Raw genomic sequence first — 19,637 nt, 5'->3', positions numbered from 1 at the left:
TTCAGAGGCATGGCCTTGCTTATGCCTTGCGCGCCTTGCGGCGGGAAGCCGCGAAGCCCAGCAGGCCCAGGCCGAACAGGGCGACGGTTGCCGGTTCAGGCACTTCGCCGCCGGCACCGCCGCCGCCGCCCGCTGCGCCTTCGAACAGGGTGTAATGGCTCAGACGGCCGATGTTGCAGTTGTTGGCGCCGCAGCCGCCGGTCAGGAAATTGACCTGGTCGTTGGAAAAGACCAGCTTGTCGAGTTCGCCGACGTTCTGGAAGAAGTAGGTGTCATCGCCACCAAGGTTGCCGGTGCCGAACTTGAGCACAAAATAACCCGGCTCCTCGTTGCCGACATCGATTACCCATTGTCCGCTCACCGTATCGGCGACAGCGGTGTTGCCTGCGCCGGTGCTGACCTTGTCTGTCAGGGTCAGCGTCGCGCCAGCGGCCTTCTGGATTGCATTGAGTTCTGTTTGATCGCCGGAGTTGCTCAGCGACGCCGATCCGATCAGGTTGTCGAGGGTCAGCGCCGAAGCCGAAGACATGGCGGCTAAAGACACCGCGGCGGTCACAGCCAGATTGCGGCTGGATTTGAGAACAGAAGAAAAAGTCATTAATAGTTCCTGTAAAACAATTTGCGAGGTCGCCTCGTGAGCAAGCCCCGTGCCAACGAGGTTTTTCTTTACGAAAACAGTAGGTTGCAGGAGCCGGCTTTTGATTTCTTGAATTAATGTAAAGGCGACCGACAAAATACAGTTATAGAAGTGACGTAATACATTGTTTTTTATAAACCTGTAGAAACTTAAGGATTTCAACGTTACCTCTGGATGAAAAATTCAGGACACAAATGCCTTCATGCATTTAAATCGAGGGAATTATTTTTTCTAGGAAATTGTTTCGGCGGATTTTATATAGGGAAAAAGTTTTTCATTGGCATTGGCTATGAATACAGGATTTTCCTATGGAAAACATGGAAAGGATATCGACATCTTTGCCATTATTAAATTTCCGAAAGGAAACGCCGCGGCGATGCTGGCGTTATCGCACGACACCCAGCTTCCCGCTATGACTTCCCATGTACCAAAGCCTGCCTTCCGCATCGACGATCATCTTGCGTATGCCTTCATTGCTGGTAGGTAATGAAAATACCTGAAATTTTCCGGTAACCGGATCAAGCAGGGAAACGGTGTCGACCGAGATTTCATTTGCCCAAACCTTGCCGGCCCCGTCAACGGTCACTGCGTACGGATTGCCACGTGGCCCGGCGGGCATGTCATAGGTTTTAAGTACGGATTGCCTGCCTGCATCGATATGCGTCAGCTTGCCGTCGCCGTACCGCACTACCCACAGCGTATTGTCAGGTGCGGCCGCGATGCGGCGTGGCAGCGACCCAGCGCCGAGGTCGATTTCGGTGATCTTGCCGGAGCGTGCATCGATACGGCCGACCCGCTGGCCACTGGCCTGGCAGAACCAGACGTTGCCGTCACGGTCGATTGCAAGGCCGTACGGGCCGTCGCGCGTGCTGAATTCTTCCATCTTGCCGCTGCCGCGCTGGTAGCGGGTGACCTTGTTGGCGGACTGGTTGGTAAACCAGAGCGTATCGCGCCCGTCGAACACGATCGTGTGCGGCGTGCCGCCGGAAGGTGTCGGATGCGGCTTCATTGCCTGAGGCTGACCGTTGCTGAACGGTATTTCCAGCAAGGTGCCATTGCCGTTGCCCGTCATCCATACCGTGCCGCGTTCATCGACTACCAGGCCATGCGGCCGGGTGCCGGCGGGCAATTCCCATTCCTCGAAGCGTTCAGTGGCGGGATCGAAGCGCGCCAGCCGGTTGCCCGCCATCACGGCTATATAGATGCGTCCGTCGGGAGCGGGCGCCGGGTCGCGGGCAAATTTGGGCGTTGGCACATTCCATTCGCTGATTTTTCCGGCTGGCCGCGACACGCCGGGCGCCACGGTGTAATTGGAGCCGCCTGCGATGGCCAGTGCCGGCAGGAGTGCGCATAATGCGAATGCTTTCAGCATGGCTTGATGTCCTTCATTTGCTGTCGTCTGCATGATGGCGGCATCGATCAAGCCCGACCGACGCAGCGCCTGTGCTTCAGAGTCTCATCGATTCTTCCGCTTGCCCACAGCAGCTAAGACCGTCTGTACGGCAAGCTCGTTCTGATCGTCCGCACCAGGTTCTGTAAAATCCGCCTGGATGGCGCGCAGGATGATGCGTTCCGCCATTTTCCATCAAGCCAAGGCATCCACCTTTTCCATTTTCCCGGACTCGCATGCATACAGAGCAAGCCCTTGACGCGATCATCGTTGGCAGCGGTCCGGCCGGCGCCATCGTGGCGCGCGATCTGGCGCGTCGCAGCTGGCGCGTGCTGCTGCTGGAACAGGGCAGCGCCGCGCCGCTGCAAGGCACCTTGCGCCAGATGGCCGCCATGGCAGCGGTCCCGGGCAAGGGCGCATTCATCAATGCGGACGGTTCGCTGCTGGTGCGCGGCGTGACCTCCGGCGGCAGTTCGGCGATCAACTTTGCCACCGCCATGGCGCCGCCCATGCCGATGTTCGCGAAATACGGCATCGATCTGGAACCGGCGCTGCGGGCGCTGCAGCAGGAAATACCGATGGCGCCGCTGCCCGACGCGCTGGTCGGACCCATGGCCGCACGCATCGCGCAAGCGGCGCGGGCGCTCGGGCATGACTGGCAAAAGCTCGACAAGATGATCCTGCCCGACAAGTGCCGCGCCGGCTGCTGGCGCTGTGTCTATGGCTGTCCGTTTGGCGCGAAATGGACAGCCCGCAACATGGTCGAGGAAGCGGTCGCCGCTGGCGCCGAACTGGTTGCGGATGCAAGGGTGCAACGGGTGATCGTACGGGGCGGTCGGGCGGTCGGCGTGGAATTCGTGCGACACAAGCAAGTGCAGCAGCGCTTCGCCGACGTCATCGTGCTTGCCGGCGGCGGCATCGGCAGCCCGCGCCTGCTGCATGCCTCCGGCCTTGGCGCGGCCCGTGCCGCGCATTTCGCCGACCCCGTGATTGCCGTGATGGGCGCGGTGGACGATGTCGACGGCGGCGCCGAAGTGCCGATGGCGGCCGGCATGCATTTGCCGGAACAGGGCATCACACTGGCCGACATGACCTTGCCGCGGCCGATGTACCAGGGATTCGCCGCCCAGGCCGGCCGCATCGACCGGCTCCTGGCGCACCGCCGCACGCTTACCGTGATGGTCAAGATCCGCGACGAGATCGGCGGCGCCATCGGGCCGCGCTGGATCAGCAAGTCGCTGCAGCCGGGAGACCGACGGAAATTGCGCCATGGTGCGGATCTGGCGCGGCGCATCCTGGCGCAGGCGGGTGCCCGGCATATCTTCAACAGCGTCCACTTCGCCGCGCACCCGGGCGGCAGCGTCAGGATAGGCGAGGGCGTCAACGAGCAGTTGCAGACGTCGACGGCCGGCTTGTTCGTCTGTGATGCGTCCGTGATCCCCGAAGCGTGGGGCCTGCCGCCGACGGTCACGCTGCTGTGCCTGGGCCGGCGGCTGGCGGAACACCTGGACGGCGTTTAGCCAATCGGCGAAATCGCAGCGAAGAATGCTGTTGCATTCACGCAATGCGCGAATCTGCTGATGAAACTTCATGAATAAGGCTGCAACCTTTACCGCCCGGTATGGCGCTGCGACCGGTACCCGGTCGTCGGAGCATGGCCCCCTGGGCCGAATGACAGATGTTCGTGCCTGTCTGCCGTTTCCGCGCGCGCTTGCGACGTTGCAATCCCACATTACGTTACAAATTCCCGACTAATCTCACTGGTCTTATGTCTTATATAAGAGTTGTTGATGTACAATAGCGGGGAATTTGGAATCGCTGGCGATTCCCTTGTCCTTTAATCCTTTATCTAGAGAGCACTCTCATGCTAGCTGCGTACCGCTCCCACGTCGCCGAACGCGCGTCCCTGGGCATTCCTCCGCTTCCGCTTTCCGCCGCACAGACCACCGACCTGGTTGAACTCCTGAAGAATCCGCCCGCTGGCGAAGAGGCTTTCCTGGTCGACCTGATCACCCACCGCGTTCCGGCCGGCGTGGACGATGCCGCCAAGGTCAAGAGCGCCTTTCTGGAAAAGGTTGCCAAGGGCGCCGAGACCAGCCCGCTGATTTCGCGCGAACTGGCTACCCGCCTGCTGGGCACCATGCTGGGCGGCTTCAACATCAAGCCGATGATCGACCTGCTCGACGACGCCGTCGTTGGCGGCGTGGCTGCTGAAGGCCTGAAGAAAACCCTGCTGATGTTCGACTACTTCCACGACGTGAAGGAACTGGCCGACAAGGGCAGCGCCAACGCCAAGGCCGTCATGCAGTCCTGGGCCGATGCCGAATGGTTCACCTCGCGGCCGGAAGTGCCGCAGAGCCTGACACTGACCGTGTTCAAAGTTACCGGCGAAACCAACACCGACGACCTGTCGCCGGCGCCGGACGCCACCACCCGTCCCGACATCCCGATGCACGCGCTGGCCATGCTGAAGAACGCCCGCACCGGCATCCACCCGGACGAGCCGGGCAAGGTCGGCCCGATCCGCCAGATAGAGGAACTGAAGGCAAAGGGCAACCTGGTTGCCTACGTCGGCGACGTGGTCGGCACCGGCTCCTCCCGCAAGTCGGCGACCAACTCCGTTCTGTGGTTCACCGGCGAAGACATCCCCTTCATCCCGAACAAGCGCTTCGGCGGCGTTTGCCTGGGCAACAAGATCGCGCCGATCTTCTACAACACGATGGAAGACGCCGGCGCGCTGCCGATCGAACTCGACGTGTCCAAAATGGACATGGGCGACGTGATCGAACTGCGTCCGTACGAAGGCCTTGCACTGAAGAACGGCGACGTCATCGCCGAATTCCAGGTCAAGTCCGACGTGCTGTTCGACGAAGTCCGTGCCGGCGGCCGTATTCCGCTGATCGTCGGCCGCGGCCTGACCGCCAAGGCGCGTGAAGCGCTGGGCCTGGCGCCGTCCACCCTGTTCCGGCTGCCGCAGAACCCGGTCGCATCGACCAAGGGCTTCTCGCTGGCGCAAAAGATGGTTGGCCGCGCCTGTGGCCTGCCGGAAGGCCAGGGCGTGCGTCCCGGCACCTATTGCGAGCCGAAGATGACCACCGTCGGTTCCCAGGACACCACCGGCCCGATGACCCGCGACGAACTGAAAGACCTGGCCTGCCTGGGTTTCTCGGCCGACCTCGTGATGCAATCCTTCTGCCACACCGCCGCGTATCCGAAGATTGTCGACGTGAAGATGCACAAGGAACTGCCCAACTTCATTTCCAACCGTGGCGGCGTGGCGCTGCGTCCGGGCGACGGCGTGATCCACTCCTGGCTCAATCGCCTGCTGCTGCCGGACACCGTCGGCACCGGCGGCGACTCCCATACCCGTTTCCCGATCGGCATTTCCTTCCCGGCCGGTTCCGGTCTGGTTGCCTTTGCCGCCGCCACCGGCGTGATGCCGCTGGACATGCCGGAATCGGTGCTGGTGCGCTTCAAGGGTGAAATGCAGCCGGGCGTGACGCTGCGCGACCTGGTCAATGCGATCCCGCTGTACGCGATCCGCCAGAACCTGCTGACCGTGGAAAAGAAGGGCAAGAAGAACATCTTCTCCGGCCGCATCCTGGAAATCGAAGGCTTGCCGCAACTGAAGGTCGAACAGGCATTCGAGCTGTCCGATGCGTCGGCCGAGCGGTCCGCCGCCGGCTGCACGGTGCATCTGGATAAGGCCCCGATCATGGAGTACATGACCTCGAACATCACGCTGATGAAGTGGATGATCGCCAACGGCTACCAGGACAAGCGCACGCTGGAGCGCCGCATCCGTTCGATGGAAGCCTGGCTGGCCAAGCCGGAACTGCTGGCGCCGGACGCCGACGCCGAATACGCAGCGGTCATCGAGATCGACCTGGCCGACATCCACGAACCCATCGTCGCCTGCCCGAACGATCCGGACGACGTGAAGACCCTGGCCGAAGTCGCCGGCGCCAAGATCGACGAAGTCTTCGTTGGTTCCTGCATGACCAACATCGGCCACTTCCGCGCCGCTTCCAAGCTGCTGGAAGGCAAGACCGATATCCCGGTCAAGCTGTGGATCGCGCCGCCGACCAAGATGGACCAGCAGGTGCTGACCGCCGAAGGCCACTACGGCACGCTCGGCCGCACCGGCGCCCGCATGGAAATGCCGGGCTGCTCGCTGTGCATGGGCAACCAGGCACAGGTGCGCAAGGGCTCCACCGTGATGTCGACCTCGACCCGTAACTTCCCGAACCGCCTCGGCATGGATACCCAGGTCTACCTGGGTTCGGCTGAACTGGCCGCGGTTTGCTCGACGCTGGGCCGCATCCCGACCCGCGAGGAGTACCTGGAGCACACCGGCGTGATCGACAAGAATGCGGCGGATATCTACCGCTACATGAACTTCGACAAGCTCGAAGAGTTCAGCTCGGTCGCGGATACCGTCAAGGTATAAGCAAGGCATGGCAGGATGAGACGCGTTCCCTCATCCTGCTGATCCAGCCCGTTGCTGCAAGGGCCAAGGCAAAGGCTTCCTGATGGAAGCCTTTTTCAATGGAGCCAACGCTAGCGTCGCCCGGCCAGCGCGTGCCGCAGGCCGCCTGTGGCCAGCATCACGACCGCGGCCCAGATCGACATATATGTCGGCCACTGCTGCGGCGCGATACTCTCTCCAAGTACCAGCGCAACACATACAAGCAGCACCGGCTCCACGTATCCAAGCAGGCCGAAAAGCGTCAGTGTCAGATAGCGGCTCGACACGATGTAACAGGCCAGTGCCGCAGCGCTGATCAGGCCGAGCACAGGAATCATCAGAAGCAGGGTAGGGCGGTGTTGAAACGTGGCCAGGACGTCTGGCCGTTGCAGGACGAACCATGCGGCCACCGGCATCATCAGACCCATTTCGAACCAGAGACCGGTCAGGTGCGCCATGCCATGTTTTTTGCGCAGCAGGAAATACGCCGGATAGCCCAGCGCCACCAGCATCGTTTCCCATGACAGGCTGCCGACCTGATACAGCTCGTTGCCTACGCCCGCCGCGGCAAAGACAATCGCCGCTCTTTCCAGGCCCGACGGCCGTTCGCCATAGCAGACCCAGCCCGACAGCACCATCGTCAACGGCAACAGGAAATAACCGAGCGAGACCTGAAGTGCGCGCCCATGTAGCGGTGCCCACATGAAGAGCCAGATCTGTATCGCCAGCAGCGATGAGGTAGCAAGCAGAACAAGCAGCATGCGTGGCGCCGTGAGCATCTTTCGGAACATCCCTGCCGCAAGCGGCCAATCGCCGAATCGCCACATCAGCAGAGTGGCGAACGGAAAAGTCAGCAGCATCCGCCATCCGAAGATTTCCTCTCCTGTCAGCGGACTCAAGCGTGTGGTGTAGAAATACATGACCGCAAACAGCACCGAGGCTGTTACGGATAGCAAGACGCCAATGTGCAACGCAATCCCTTTCGCAGCGTTCACCAGCGGCACAGCGCCGCCGGCGATGCCACGTTATAAACGGAAAGCGACGCGACTTCCAGCGTTTTGCTGCTTAGGCAAGGAATTGTTCCTTGAGAAAAATCGTTGAGCCTCGTTTATCGACGCTTGTGCTGATCCAGCGTGGAAAGCCGCCGCTTCGCCAGATGCAGCCAGATTGATAACGTGAGTGAATAACTTTGGTGTCCGCATGAACTGCCTGGAGCGCGCTGGACAGCATTGTTCAGCGCTCCAGCGGCCCGCATGGTTCACAGCGTTTTCAGAAAGGCTTGTTAGCGCGTAGCCATAATGTCGGCGACTTGCTGGTCCCGACCGGCACTGAGAGAGGCTCGCCACCGCTGCGCCACGCGAGCGACGCCCTCAGATCGGCGCCGCCGAGGACAGCATTGAAACCCAGTCCCATGCCACTCAAGGTGCGCTTGTTGGACGATGCCGAATCAAATACTTCGCGATTGATCGACACGGAGCCTGTGTCGTAAAACAGCGCCGCCTGCAAGGCCTCGCTAAAATTGTGGCGATATTCGACTGATGCCAGATACCCCTGGTCACCAATGCCTTCACCTTGTGGGTACGCACGAACACCGTTTGCCCCGCCAAGTACAAACTTCTCAGAGGAGTCCAGGTTCTTGCTTGCCCACTGGGCACTAAGTGCCAGCCATAGGGAGTCATTGTCGGAAATCCGTTGCAGCCGGTTTCCGGTGATAAATACCTTTTTATATGCGCCGTTAGTTTTGGCAGATATATCATCGATTGCCAGGGCTACTGGAGATTCGATTGTCAGTTTGCCGAAGTTGGTGGAGACATCGAAATTGCTGAGGCCGCCACCTCCGAGATCATCGCGATAGGAGCCGCTCAGCCCCAAGCCAAATACCCTTGCTTTCTTGTCATTTGTCGCGCCGATTGCATCAATTCGGTCGTTCAAGCGTCTCGATTCTAGGCTGACTGAAGTCGTCAGATTTGCCCGCTGGCTGCGCACTAGAGGGTAGGTTGCATAAATGCTTACGTTTTTGGCCGTACCATGTGCATCCAGCACGGCAAACTCACGCGCCAGTTCGTACTTGGTCGAAGAAACAAAGGTGCCCACGCGCAAGCCGTTTCCACCAACAGGAACGGAGTAACCCACTCTTCCGTATCCAAGCTTACGGTCGCTAAGCAATCCGCTGACAACTGTCTGGTCTCCTATGCCAACCAGATTGTTGATATAAAAAGCGCCGGACAGCCGTTTTTCCCCGGTATAACGGCTGCCGTAATTATCCAGGCCGACGCTGCCTGTGACCCGTGGGCCAGGCTCGACATCCACCACCAGATCGGAGGTGCCCACCGAGGAGCCGGGTTGCAGTGTCGCGCGCACGGCACCTATTCCCGGCACATCATTCAACAACAGCAGGGCACGATCGATTGGGTCGGAGCGGATCACATTGCCGGCCACGGCCTGATTCAAAAATGCCTGGGCCCGTTCGTCGGACAAGGAAGACGTATTGCGCAGCTGGAGCTGCGCAATATTGCCCTCAAGGATCAATATTTTAATTTTGCCGCCCTGTACATCCTGAACGGGAAGATAAGCACGCGCGACCAGGAAGCCACGTTCTCGATAGAGTGCGGTAAGCCGGGAAGCTGCGGATTTCAGATCTGAAAGGCTGAGCTGCCGCCCGAGTTGATCTGTCAGGACGTCCTGCAGATCATCGCTTGAAATGGAAGTATTGCCTTCAATATCGAACCTGGTCACTGTGATTCGAACATCGTTACCAGGGCCTTCTTCCGGCCTCTCCGTAGGGTTCGCCGGAGATAATGACTTCGACCCGCCGGGACTTGTCTGCCTCAACTCGCGCATGATCTGACCAGCGTCAGGGACCGACTGCGCCAGAGAGGCAGTTACATGGGCAAGTGCCAGGGAAAGGGAAGTCAGGATAAACGCTCTGTAATAACGAAAGGATTTGGCCATTATTGTTCTTAAGAGTAATGAGGTCTTTATCTCTGCTGGACCCCTGACTTCAGTTGTGGCTGGGATGCCAGAGAACTTTTTTAAATCTTGGTTGCAAGACTGTGGGGATCCTAGTTTCTGGAGCTTTTAAGTAATGTATTAATGCAATATTATTAAGCTCTCCAAACCTTTTCTTGGAAGTATTAAGCGCGAGCCATCAACCACGTTCCTCACAAAAGCTGCAGGATTCCGCTTAAGAGTCATAGGCACAGGTAACGTCGTTAAATACAAAAGCCGTTTATGAAAAGTAGTATTTTTCTTGAATCAGAAGTAACGACTGCTAAGTGAAAAAAAGCCTTTGCTAGTTCCGATCGGACAACTTATTTCAACCAATAAACTTTTGTCCGGGATTGTTCATGCTTTTCCTGGCGTGTATTTTTGGCAACTTTACGAAAGTGAAGTTGGAGTTAGGCTGGGCAAACAAAACATGGTGACCGGCAATGAGCACAAGAGGCGGTTCTGCATTGCCAGGATCGTTAGACGCGAAAGAACTTCAGCCACGCCTGCACGGACATGGAGATGTCTGACCGTCGTCACTCGTCATAAATTCTTTTGAGTCAGCAATCGGGCAGGGTTGCTAGCCCAAAAGTGCTTAACCTGCAAGACGTGTCTTTCGCGTGATTTAATTTGCTTCCTCCCAGCCCGTCGTGCCTGAGATTCAGTGCGACAGAAAGCCGTATAAGCGGATTACCAGCGGTTTCACGCTTATGAAATTCGTCCTTGTTTGCACGGACGCAGGCAATCGATGCTGAAGTGTTTTGAATACGACAATACAAATGTTGTGATATGGCAACCTCAAAACACACCACGAACCCGCGGGTTTTTGTTGTACTGAGAAGTAGGCCAGTTCGACAGCTCGGCTATTGCCTCTGTCGATGAGTGCAGCTACGGCGGCGAATCGTAATGCCACTCGATCGATGCCGTAGCGTATACGACTGCAGGCAGCGAGGCACGCTCCCGGAATTCATAGCAGTATTGATTTTATGCCACTACTAGATATGCAACTATCGAAAAGCCGCTGTGCGAGATGAGCCATTCCATTTTTTCACTTTTCTTTATAGGCAGTGGCTCATCCTGGGAAAGAGTACCTTGCCCGCCGTGGGCTCAGATTCAACCGCGCGGAAGCTTGCTGAAACGGGCAAATCCGCTGTCGACCAGCATGAATTCTCCGGTAGTTTTGAGTGCGCCGGTGCACAGCCAGTAAGCTGCCTCGGCTACATCTTCAGGCTCAATCGTGCTCGCCAGCGGTGTCGCTGACTCATAAGCCCGCTGCCTTGCTTCAAATTGCTCTTGACCTAAACCGTTCTGAAGCCACGGCGTTTCGACCATGCCTGGGCCTATTGCGTTGACTCTTATCTCCGGGGCCAGCGACCTTGCTAAGCCAAATGTCATGGCATTAAGCGCGCCCTTCGAGGCCATATAGGCCAAGCTGGAGCCCACCCCCATCACCGATGCGACTGATGAGATATTAACGATTCCTGCGCCAGGCGATTTCTTCAGTAAAGGCACAAAGGCCCGGATCATCTGGTAAGCGCCTATGACGTTAACCGAATAGATATCGTGGAAGTCTTGCGCCGAAAGCCCTTCGAGATTATTCGCGGCTACAAACTTTGTCGTACCCGCATTGTTCACCAATGCGTCTGCGCGCCCCCATTGCTGATTCACTGCATCTGCCAGCGCTCTGCATTGCGCATCCTCGGCGATGTCAGCCTGAATGACTAATGCTTCGACGCCATACTCTCTGCAGTCCATAGCAACGCTCTCAGCTGCATTTGCATTCCGCGCAAAATTAATAACTACATTGTAGCCATGACGTGCGAAGAGGCGGGCAGTAGCGGCGCCGATACCCGATGACGAACCTGTAATTACAGCAACTTTCTTTTCCACTTTTTTCTCCTCCTGTCGAAAACGCTAAGAATGGTGGTCGGATGGGAATGTGTCCGATCATCAGCAAAGCATTATGAAGCTTCTAACTTCTGATGGACGGACATTTCAACAATTAACATCCAAACCATTTTCCGTATTAACGGCAAAGGGTTTGCAACTCTGATACCCTTGATTTTTTTTTTGGTTACATGCATTAAGCGAACATGCATTCATTACTGCAATCTCTATATATGCTTGGCAGGAAAAGCAATGACATTTTATGGAGCCCGGCGCAGCAGACAAACGTCGTTTGGCGTTAATTCGGATATCCGCTCGATGGCGTTTTTGCATCCTTTCATGCTCTCGTCTGCCTGCGTTGGGGTCGGGCCAGGAAAACTGAGGAATCGCAAAGTCTCGTTGCCTGAGCTGCTTAGATTAGATAAGGAGGTCTGCTTTGCTGGTATTCGAAACAGGGCCATGCGGCTGAAGGTCGGAGATGCAAACGTATATCCATCGCGTTACCGGCGATAAATCAGTTTCCAAGCTCCTACCCATGCAGTGCCGTATCAACTCAGGTGGGAAGACGCATGAATTTCCGCCAATGAAACATTGCGCTTATGGCTCCTCTGGCGTTATCGAAGATTCGTTGTGCTCGCCGGGGACTGCTCCTTAATCCAGGATAGCGTCGTATAAACCAATCGCCATAACGGTCATGATAGTGCGTCTGAAAAATCTTTTTGGTGGCGTCGCACCGGCTTGCTGAAATACTCGGACTATGTGCGCGGTCCCGTCCGCCAAAGAGCGCCATGGCCGTGCCGTGAGACGGTCTTGGGAAACTTGTCTTTAACCGGGAGTCGTGATGGCCTCTTTAACTGTGGTACGAAATGTCGATGTGACAGCAAGATCACGGTTGTACAGGCCAAGCAGGCCTGTCGCTGCAGCATTTGCGTCTGCCCGGCGATTTTACTTTCGCGAACTTGCGAGAAACCACGGCGTGGTCATTTTGGCCCTTTTGCTCGCAGTACCTCTTGCTGACGTCGAGGCCGCACCTTTTGAAGAAGGGCGAGGAGAAATGCTTTATCAGAATCACTGCGTTGCCTGTCACACGACACAGGTACATTGGCGGGACCAGCGTCTTGCAAAGGACTGGCCGTCGCTTCGTGCGCAGGTGCGCCGGTGGGAACGCAATACCGGCCTAACATGGAGCGAGGAAGACGTTGAAGCAGTGAGCCAGTATTTGAATCAGCTCTATTATCAGTTTCCTGATCCGCCGAAAGACAAGACAATCTCGCTGTTCGATCGTCGGCGCCGTACAGGCAAAGAGCAGGGTACTGTTGCCTTATTTCAAGGCTTTTCAACCGAGTACTAGAATGAACGCCCCCTTGAATCTGCTGGTACACATCCCGGTCGATGCACTGCAGGTGGAAGGCATGCTTGAAATTCCTGCCCACGCAATTGGACTGGTGTTGTTTGCACATGGGAGCGGCAGCAGCAGGCTGAGCGTGCGCAATAACCATGTCGCAACTTTTCTCCGGCAAGCCGGACTTGGCACGCTGCTGATTGATCTGTTGACCGTCGATGAGGATCGGCATTATCAGACCAGATTCGACATCGATTTGCTGACGCAGCGTCTCGACGCCGCCGTTACGTGGCTAATGGCTCAAGATTTCGCCAGGATGCTGCCGCTGGGCCTGTTCGGTGCCAGCACCGGCGCAGCGGCAGCGCTCCGAGTTGCCGCAAGGCACCCACAGGAAATCACTGCGCTGGTCTCACGCGGCGGAAGACCTGATCTTGCGGGTCAGAAAATACTTGCGGCCGTAAGGGCGCCATGTCTGCTGATCATCGGAGGTGACGATCATGGAGTGATTGAGTTGAATGAGACCGCTTATGAATTCTTGTCCGGTGAAAAGCGGCTTGCAATCATTCCGGGAGCTACTCATCTTTTTGAGGAACCAGGCACGCTGGATGAAGTGGCAATGCTTGCAGCGAGTTGGTTCGAAATCCATTTTCGGCAATCTGCGAAGCAGCGCTGTGGGCCCATTCAATGAATGACCTCGGCGGGAGAGGCGGGAAGCCTGCCGATGGCGCCGACATACTTCATTTTACATAACGTAAATTACAAGTATTCTGATTTTGAAAAAGGGGGACTCGAGAATATTTGCCTTTCCAACTTTCACTCGCTTCTGGACGCCCAGCCTGGACTGCGTGTGTCACAGCCCCGAACCTCACATTTATTGCCGCCGCCGCGCCGCTGGTCATGGTCAAACGCTTCTGAATTCTTGAAGGAGTCGTTTCAGCCGTTCGGATTCATCAAACCGGACCCGCCTCGGCTGCGTCGGCCTCTTTGGCTGGCATCGACAGTGGCAGCACCTTGTTCCGGATGGCGGTGAAAATGGCAATGCCATCCTCCACGGAAAACCGCTGCGCATGACGCTCGAAACATTCGCGCGCTTTATGCGACTTCGTGTCCTTCGCCCGGTACTCCTGATAAGTAGCGATCAGGCCATCACAGGCATGGACAATCTGGTCTGCCGATCCGTGGCCAATATAGGCGCCCAGCGCCTGCAAACGGTGCAGCGCATCTGACAACCACATCAGGTCCTCACGCTGCATGGGCCGGTCGCCATTGTCTGACCTGAGCGCATAAGCGCTGCATACGCCGATGGCGGCCGCTACCTTGCCTGAGAATTCGATCAGGCGCGCCAATTCAGGCGTCAGATTCACTGCTATTGGCTCGACCGGCAATTCATCGTTGTCCCGCTTGAAGTTCAAGGCACCAGAAGCCAGCCAACCTAAGGCGCCCAGTACCCCGGCTGACAGAAAGACTTTTCGTGCGTTGGACATCGCAATATTTCCTTTTAGTGGTGATTGCTCCATTGGAATGCAGAATCGCATTCGCAATGACAGGCCATGTGTTAACGCTGTGATTTTAACGCCTGTCACCCGGGATAGATGCACATCTTGCAAGAAATCACTTTCCCGTTCTCATTGAAATGATGCGACTTTTGTCCATCCGGAGACCACGGCGCGGATCGACGCGCTCCCTGTGTCGCCGTACCCGAAATTGCGGAACGATGCCGAGCTGGTGACGCGACCGCTTAAGCATGCGTTGCGGGAAAGGGCAGACCGCCGCAATCGTCTGCGACTATACACTGGCATTCAAGGCCATCAATGCGCCCAATGAGCAGAAAGGCCGATCCCGGCCTGTGCTGGAGGCGAACTTCCAGTGCGCACACGACCGCGCCTGGAAAACCTATCAGGAATGCAGCAGCAGGCTGCAGAATGCCGCCAGGAAGGCCCTCGAATCAGGTCTGGCCTGTTTTCAGAGCGCGGAAGAGATCATGAAGAAGTGTTCGCGGCACGGCTGGGCCACTTCATGCGACCACTCCCGGCCATGCGCTGCCGCCCTCCCCGGCAGCCTTCACCGCACCGCCTTGACCAGCATGTAGCTGCCGATGACCAGCATCCAGATAAGGAAGAAGCGGCGGAAGGTTTCCGGCTGCATGCGGTGGCGGATGCGCTGGCCAAGGATCATGCCGGCCATCGCCGGCAACAGCGCCAGCAGCGATGTCCATGTGACCGACATCTGCATCCGGCCGCCCATCATCAGGCCGAGGGTCAGGCCGATCGCGCAGGCGCTGAAGGCCAGGCCGAATGCCTGGATCAGTTCTTCCTTGTCCAGCTTCAGCGAGCCCATGTAGGGAATCAGCGGGATCACCGCCAGTCCGGTGGAGCCGTACAGCAGCCCGGACAACAGGCCCACCACCGGCGCCAGCGGCCGCTCCAGCCGCGGCGGCACATGGAACTGCGGCGCCAGCAGGCCGAAGGCGCCATACACAGCCAGTACGGCGCCCAATATGCCGCCCGCGAAGCTGCCATCCGCAAGTATGGTGGAACCGAGAAACCCCCCGACCATCAGCGTGGCGAGCAAGGGCGCGAAGCGGCGCAGAAGCCGGCCCAGGCCGGGGCCGCCCAGCAGTTGCCAGGTGTTGGTGACGAGGGTCGGCAGCGCCAGCAGGGCAACCGCTTCCGGCGTACCCATCAGCAGGCCGAGCACGCTCATGGCAACCGTCGGCAAGCCCATGCCGATGATGCCCTTGACCATGCCGGCCAGCATGAAGGCCATGCCGATCACGGACAGGGTGACGGGCGTGATCAGCATGGCATCCGCAGGCAGGCTGCGCGGGGATGCGGACTCATGCCTTCTTCTTCGGCACCCAGGACACGCTGATGCTGCCTTCCAGCACGAAGGTCTGGCAGGCCATGCGGTAGCCCTGGTCCAGGTCTTCCTGGGTCAGGTGCTTGCGTTCCTTGTCCTTGACCTGGTCCGTATATTCGATGCCCTTCTCGATGCGGCACTTGCAGGTGCCGCACTTGCCGCCGCCGCACAGGAATGGAATGCCGCCCTGTTCGCGCAGCGATACCCGCAGCAGGTTGCTGTTGTCGGGCGCGGTGGCGACCTTGTTGTCATTGGTGATGAATGTGACTTCGATCATGTCGGTATTCCAGGATGTGGGCGCCGCCTTGTCAGGCGACACGCACCAGTTCGATTTCCAGCGTGCCGAAGCCCGCAAGATGCTTCAGTTCGCTGCGCGCCTGCTCGATAGTGGCAAAACGCGGCAGGAACTTGGAGGGCACGTGATTGACCACGCCGCCCTCGCCTTCCTCGGTGATCCTGACCTTGCCTTCGGCAGTCATTTCAGCGAGCACGAATTCCGCCCTTTTCTTGCCGCACAACAGGTAGTCGTACTGTTCCACCGGCCGCATGCCTTGCGCAGGCTCGGTGCGGTATTGTCCGGGCTTGCTGGTCAGGATGATGTACATGGCGCTGGCTCCTCGCGGTCAGACGGTGCGTGTGAGGCCGTCGCTGCGCGCTGCCAGCTCCGGATCGATGTTGTCCTGGCTCAGCTCGATGTCATGGCTGATCCAGAGCTGGCAGGCCAGGCGGTAGCCCTGGTCGAGCCGGTCGCCAAGCTGCTTCTTCTCCTTCCAGTTCGGCGCCGGCAAATGCTCGCCGCCGGCCAGCACGATGCAGGCGCACCTGGCGCACTTGCCCATGCCGCAGCTGTAGGAGAGGTTCGGGTAGGGAAACTGCTTGATGCCGGCCCGCACCACGAGGTTGGTGTTTTCCTTCACCTCGCCCTCGTGGACCTGGCCGTTCTTGTGCAACAGGATTTTCGGCATGACGATGTCCGCGTCTGGTTGATCTTTGGTTTGTGAAGCCAGGCTCAGGCACCCAGCGGCTCGCCCGGCAACTCGTGGGCAAAGCTGAAGCTGTCGGCATAGATATGGTCGGCACTGGCACCGTTGGCCATGAACAGCTGCTTTGCGTCGCGCACCATGGCCGGCGCGCCGCACAGGTAGAGCGCATGCTCTTCCAGGCTGCCATGGTCCTGCACCACCGCCTGCTGCACATGGCCCGTGCGGCCGGTCCAGCCGGGTTCGGGGCGCGACAGCACAGGCACATAGCGGAAGTCATACAGCTTCTCGCCCCAGGCCCGGATTTCGGCGTCCAGGTACAGGTCGGCCTCGTTGCGCATGCCCCAGTACAGCGTGACCGGCGGGCAGTCCGGGTCGTCCATCAGCGACTGCAGGATGCTGCGGATCGGCGCCAGGCCGGTGCCGGTGGCGACCATGATCAGCGGCCGGTAGTCCGCGCTGCGGTAGTGGAAGCCGCCCAGCGGCAGCGTGATGTCAACCCGGTCGCCGGCACGCAATTGCGCCAGGCGGCGGTCGGTGAAGCTGCCGCCCGGAATGCGCCGCACATGGAAGTCGATCAGCCTGCCATTCGGGGCGGACGCCATTGAAAAGCTGCGGGCGCTGCCGTCTTCCAGATGCACATTCATGTACTGCCCGGCCAGGAACACCGGCGGCGCATCGCCTTCGACTTCCAGCAGCAGGTGCCGGACGCTGTCGCACAGGCTGCGCACCTCGCGCACCACGGCGCTGCGGCGCTCCGGTTCCGGCATGGCGGCCGACGCGCCCGGTTGGATCACCAGGTCGCTTTGCGGCCTCGCCTGGCAAGCCAGCGCATAGCCTTCGGCCGCTTCTTCCGGACTCAGGCCAAAAGGTTCGTCCTCATACGACACCGTGCCGTCGAGCAGCTTCACGCGGCAGGTGCCGCAGCCGCCCATGCGGCAGTCATGCGCCAGCGGCACGCCGGCGCGGAGTGCGCCGTCCAGCACCGACTCGTCGTCCTGCACCGTGAAGCTGCTGTCCGTGTTGAACAGAATTACCTGGTATGCCATCGTCCACTCCATCCGTTCCCGGCCAGGCCGGGACTGCCTTATTTCTTGATGTCCGCCTCGACCATCACGTCATAGCCCTCGCCGGCCAGCGCGTCCTTCAGCGCCTGCAATGCCGCCAGGCCGCAGGCGGTATCCTGCTCGCCGTTGCCGCCGCTCAGGCCCACGCCGCCGATGACTTCGCCATTGACCACCACCGGGAAGCCGCCGACGAACACCGCGAACTTGCCGTCGAAGCTCCACTGGATGCCGAAGGCTTCATTGCCGGGCAGCGCCGGGCCGTTGGGCGCGGTGTTGAACAGATGGGTGGAGCGCTTGTGGCCGGCCGCCGTGAAGGCCTTGTTCCATGCGATCTGCGGGCCGGTGATGCGGGCGCCGTCCATGCGGTCCATCGCGATCGGATAGCCGCCGTCGTCCACCACGCAGATGGTTTCCAGCACCTTGATCTGGCGCGCCTTTTCGATGGCCGCCGCGATCATCAGGCGCGCTTCGCGCAATTCCAGCTTGATTGCCTGCTTCATGTGTATTCCCTTTTGCTTGTTGGCGGCGCTCAGGCGCCGCGATAGACCGTCTTGATCTGTGTATAGAACTCCAGCCCGGCGCGTCCGGACTCGCGGAAGGTCGAGGTGCTCGACGACTTCAGCCCGCCGAACGGCGCATTGATCAGGTTGCCGGTGGTGGTGCGGTTGATCTTCACCGTGCCGGCCTGGATGTCATGCGGGAAGCGGTGGCTGTAGCGCGGATTGCTGGTGACGATCGCCGCCGACAGGCCGTACTCGGTGTCATTGGCCTTGGCGATCGCGTCCTCATAGCTGTCGACTTCGATGATGGCCAGCACCGGGCCGAAGATTTCCTCGCGGGCGATGCGCATCTGCTGGGTGACGTCGGTGAACACCGCCGGCGCGACGTAATAGCCGCGGGCGAAGTCGCCGTCCTGCAGGCGCTCGCCGCCGATCAAATGGGTGGCTTCCCGCTTGCCTATGGCCACGTAGGACAGCACGTTTTCCATCTGCTTCTCGCTGGCCAGCGGGCCGATCTCGGCGCCCGATGCGCCGCTGCCGACTTTCATCGACTTCACCTTCGCCAGCAGCTTCTCGGTGAACTGCGCCTTGACCTGGGCCATCACCAGGATGCGGCTGGTGCCGGTGCAGGCCTGGCCCGACAGCGACAGCCCGCCCTTGACCACGAGGTCGACGGCACGGTCGAGGTCGGCGTCTTCCATCACGATCAGCGGGTTCTTGCCGCCCAGTTCCATCTGGGTGCGGGTGGTCATGCCCACCGAGCGGTGGATATGCTGCCCGGCCACGGTGGAGCCGGTGAAGGAAATGGCGCGCACTTCCGGCGCCTCGGTGATGGCGGCGCCAATGTCGCCGGCGCGGCCGGTGATGAAGTTCAGCACGCCTTTCGGGATGCCGGCCTGCACCAGCGCCTCGGCCAGGCGCAGGCCCGACAGCGGCGCTTCGCTGGACGGCTTGAATACCACGGTGTTGCCGGTGATCAGCGCCGGCGCAATCTTACGGGCCGGGATGGAGATCGGGAAATTCCACGGCGCGATGACGGTGACCACGCCCAGCGGCTCGCGCTGGCTGTAGACGATCATGTCGGCATCGTCCTGCGGATAGGTCTCGCCGCTGAAGGACTGGCCTTCGACCGCATAGAAGCGCAGCGTCTGCGCCGAACGCAGCACCTCGTCCTTGGCCAGGGCCAGCGCCTTGCCTTCCTCGCGGGTCAGTTCCTCGGCGAAGCGCTGGGCATTCTGCTCCAGGTAGGCGGCGGCGCTGTTGAGGATGGCGGCGCGTTTGGAAATCGGGGTTTTCTTCCAGCCGTCGAAGGCGGCGGCGGCGGCCCTGACGGCCTGGCGCGCATCGTCGGCGCTGGAAGCCTGGAACAGGCCGACCAGGTCGCTGCTGTCGGCCGGGTTGCGGTTCTCGAAGGTGCGGCCGGTCACGCTCGCGGCCCATTCACCATCGATGTAATTGGAAAACTGCTGTGGATTGCTCATTGCATGGCCTTCTTGAATTGGTGCTGAACTGCGGGAGC

The 19,637-nt window shown here is 59.4% G+C and carries 18 protein-coding genes; 4 read left to right on the top strand and 14 right to left on the bottom strand.

Annotated features, from left to right (window positions below):
* Positions 1–19: 19 nt before the first annotated feature.
* The 3 genes from IGW04_RS10135 to IGW04_RS26035 form a co-directional block, all read right to left on the bottom strand.
* Positions 20–799 carry a PEP-CTERM sorting domain-containing protein gene (locus IGW04_RS10135; RefSeq protein WP_228526977.1) on the bottom strand — a complete coding sequence of 260 codons (780 nt, stop codon included), beginning with the start codon at positions 797–799 and terminating at the stop codon, positions 20–22.
* A 223-nt stretch (positions 800–1,022) separates the two neighbouring features.
* Positions 1,023–2,009 (bottom strand): Vgb family protein, encoded by a 987-nt coding sequence (locus IGW04_RS10130; protein ID WP_194712952.1) that lies wholly within the window; start codon positions 2,007–2,009, stop codon positions 1,023–1,025.
* An 84-nt stretch (positions 2,010–2,093) separates the two neighbouring features.
* On the bottom strand, positions 2,094–2,216 hold the full coding sequence (locus IGW04_RS26035) for a hypothetical protein (protein WP_267253689.1): 123 nt from the start codon (positions 2,214–2,216) through the stop codon (positions 2,094–2,096).
* A 47-nt stretch (positions 2,217–2,263) separates the two neighbouring features.
* Here IGW04_RS26035 and IGW04_RS10125 point away from each other — a divergent pair, with 47 nt between their 5' ends.
* Both IGW04_RS10125 and IGW04_RS10120 read left to right on the top strand, forming a co-directional pair.
* Positions 2,264–3,547 (top strand): FAD-dependent oxidoreductase, encoded by a 1,284-nt coding sequence (locus IGW04_RS10125; RefSeq protein WP_194712951.1) that lies wholly within the window; start codon positions 2,264–2,266, stop codon positions 3,545–3,547.
* 344 nt (positions 3,548–3,891) lie between these two features.
* Positions 3,892–6,477: a bifunctional aconitate hydratase 2/2-methylisocitrate dehydratase gene (locus IGW04_RS10120; protein WP_194712950.1), complete on the top strand. Its 2,586-nt coding sequence runs from the start codon at positions 3,892–3,894 to the stop codon at positions 6,475–6,477.
* Positions 6,478–6,587: 110 nt separating this feature from the next.
* Here IGW04_RS10120 and rarD read toward each other — a convergent pair whose 3' ends face one another.
* The 3 genes from rarD to IGW04_RS10105 form a co-directional block, all read right to left on the bottom strand.
* A complete protein-coding gene (rarD, locus tag IGW04_RS10115; protein WP_323744839.1) occupies positions 6,588–7,499 on the bottom strand; it encodes an EamA family transporter RarD in 912 nt (303 codons plus the stop codon).
* A 265-nt stretch (positions 7,500–7,764) separates the two neighbouring features.
* The gene (locus IGW04_RS10110; protein ID WP_194712949.1) at positions 7,765–9,447 is read right to left on the bottom strand and encodes a ShlB/FhaC/HecB family hemolysin secretion/activation protein; all 1,683 of its coding nucleotides are present in this window, start codon (positions 9,445–9,447) and stop codon (positions 7,765–7,767) included.
* Between the two features lie 1,149 nt (positions 9,448–10,596).
* Positions 10,597–11,373, bottom strand: coding sequence for an SDR family NAD(P)-dependent oxidoreductase (locus IGW04_RS10105; protein WP_194712948.1), 777 nt, complete (start codon positions 11,371–11,373; stop codon positions 10,597–10,599).
* A gap of 838 nt (positions 11,374–12,211) precedes the next feature.
* Between IGW04_RS10105 and IGW04_RS10100 the strand changes: the two genes are divergently transcribed.
* Both IGW04_RS10100 and IGW04_RS10095 read left to right on the top strand, forming a co-directional pair.
* On the top strand, positions 12,212–12,721 hold the full coding sequence (locus tag IGW04_RS10100) for a c-type cytochrome (RefSeq protein WP_194712947.1): 510 nt from the start codon (positions 12,212–12,214) through the stop codon (positions 12,719–12,721).
* A gap of 1 nt (position 12,722) precedes the next feature.
* A complete protein-coding gene (locus tag IGW04_RS10095) occupies positions 12,723–13,400 on the top strand; it encodes a dienelactone hydrolase family protein (RefSeq protein ID WP_194712946.1) in 678 nt (225 codons plus the stop codon).
* A 262-nt stretch (positions 13,401–13,662) separates the two neighbouring features.
* Here the strand turns inward: IGW04_RS10095 and IGW04_RS10090 are convergent, their stop codons facing one another.
* The 8 genes from IGW04_RS10090 to IGW04_RS10055 form a co-directional block, all read right to left on the bottom strand.
* Positions 13,663–14,196, bottom strand: a complete 534-nt coding sequence (locus IGW04_RS10090; RefSeq protein WP_194712945.1) for a hypothetical protein — start codon at positions 14,194–14,196, stop codon at positions 13,663–13,665.
* Positions 14,197–14,773: 577 nt separating this feature from the next.
* Positions 14,774–15,514 (bottom strand): sulfite exporter TauE/SafE family protein, encoded by a 741-nt coding sequence (locus IGW04_RS10085; protein ID WP_194712944.1) that lies wholly within the window; start codon positions 15,512–15,514, stop codon positions 14,774–14,776.
* A gap of 34 nt (positions 15,515–15,548) precedes the next feature.
* Positions 15,549–15,848, bottom strand: coding sequence for a 2Fe-2S iron-sulfur cluster-binding protein (locus IGW04_RS10080; protein WP_194712943.1), 300 nt, complete (start codon positions 15,846–15,848; stop codon positions 15,549–15,551).
* 31 nt (positions 15,849–15,879) lie between these two features.
* Positions 15,880–16,176 (bottom strand): ferredoxin, encoded by a 297-nt coding sequence (locus IGW04_RS10075; RefSeq protein ID WP_194712942.1) that lies wholly within the window; start codon positions 16,174–16,176, stop codon positions 15,880–15,882.
* An 18-nt stretch (positions 16,177–16,194) separates the two neighbouring features.
* Positions 16,195–16,536 (bottom strand): 2Fe-2S iron-sulfur cluster-binding protein, encoded by a 342-nt coding sequence (locus IGW04_RS10070; RefSeq protein WP_194712941.1) that lies wholly within the window; start codon positions 16,534–16,536, stop codon positions 16,195–16,197.
* 44 nt (positions 16,537–16,580) lie between these two features.
* Positions 16,581–17,600, bottom strand: coding sequence for a 2Fe-2S iron-sulfur cluster-binding protein (locus tag IGW04_RS10065; protein WP_194712940.1), 1,020 nt, complete (start codon positions 17,598–17,600; stop codon positions 16,581–16,583).
* A gap of 38 nt (positions 17,601–17,638) precedes the next feature.
* Complete coding sequence (locus IGW04_RS10060) at positions 17,639–18,118, bottom strand: GlcG/HbpS family heme-binding protein (protein WP_194712939.1); 480 nt, start codon at positions 18,116–18,118, stop codon at positions 17,639–17,641.
* Between the two features lie 29 nt (positions 18,119–18,147).
* Positions 18,148–19,599 (bottom strand): aldehyde dehydrogenase family protein, encoded by a 1,452-nt coding sequence (locus IGW04_RS10055; RefSeq protein ID WP_194712938.1) that lies wholly within the window; start codon positions 19,597–19,599, stop codon positions 18,148–18,150.
* Positions 19,600–19,637 lie beyond the last annotated feature (38 nt).

Origin of the sequence: Noviherbaspirillum soli (assembly GCF_015352955.1) — a bacterium.
In the GTDB taxonomy this organism is placed as follows: Bacteria; Pseudomonadota; Gammaproteobacteria; order Burkholderiales; family Burkholderiaceae_D; genus Noviherbaspirillum_A; species Noviherbaspirillum_A soli.
The sequence above is the reverse complement of the archived record's forward strand: the minus strand, read 5'-3'. Positions and strand labels throughout refer to the sequence as shown.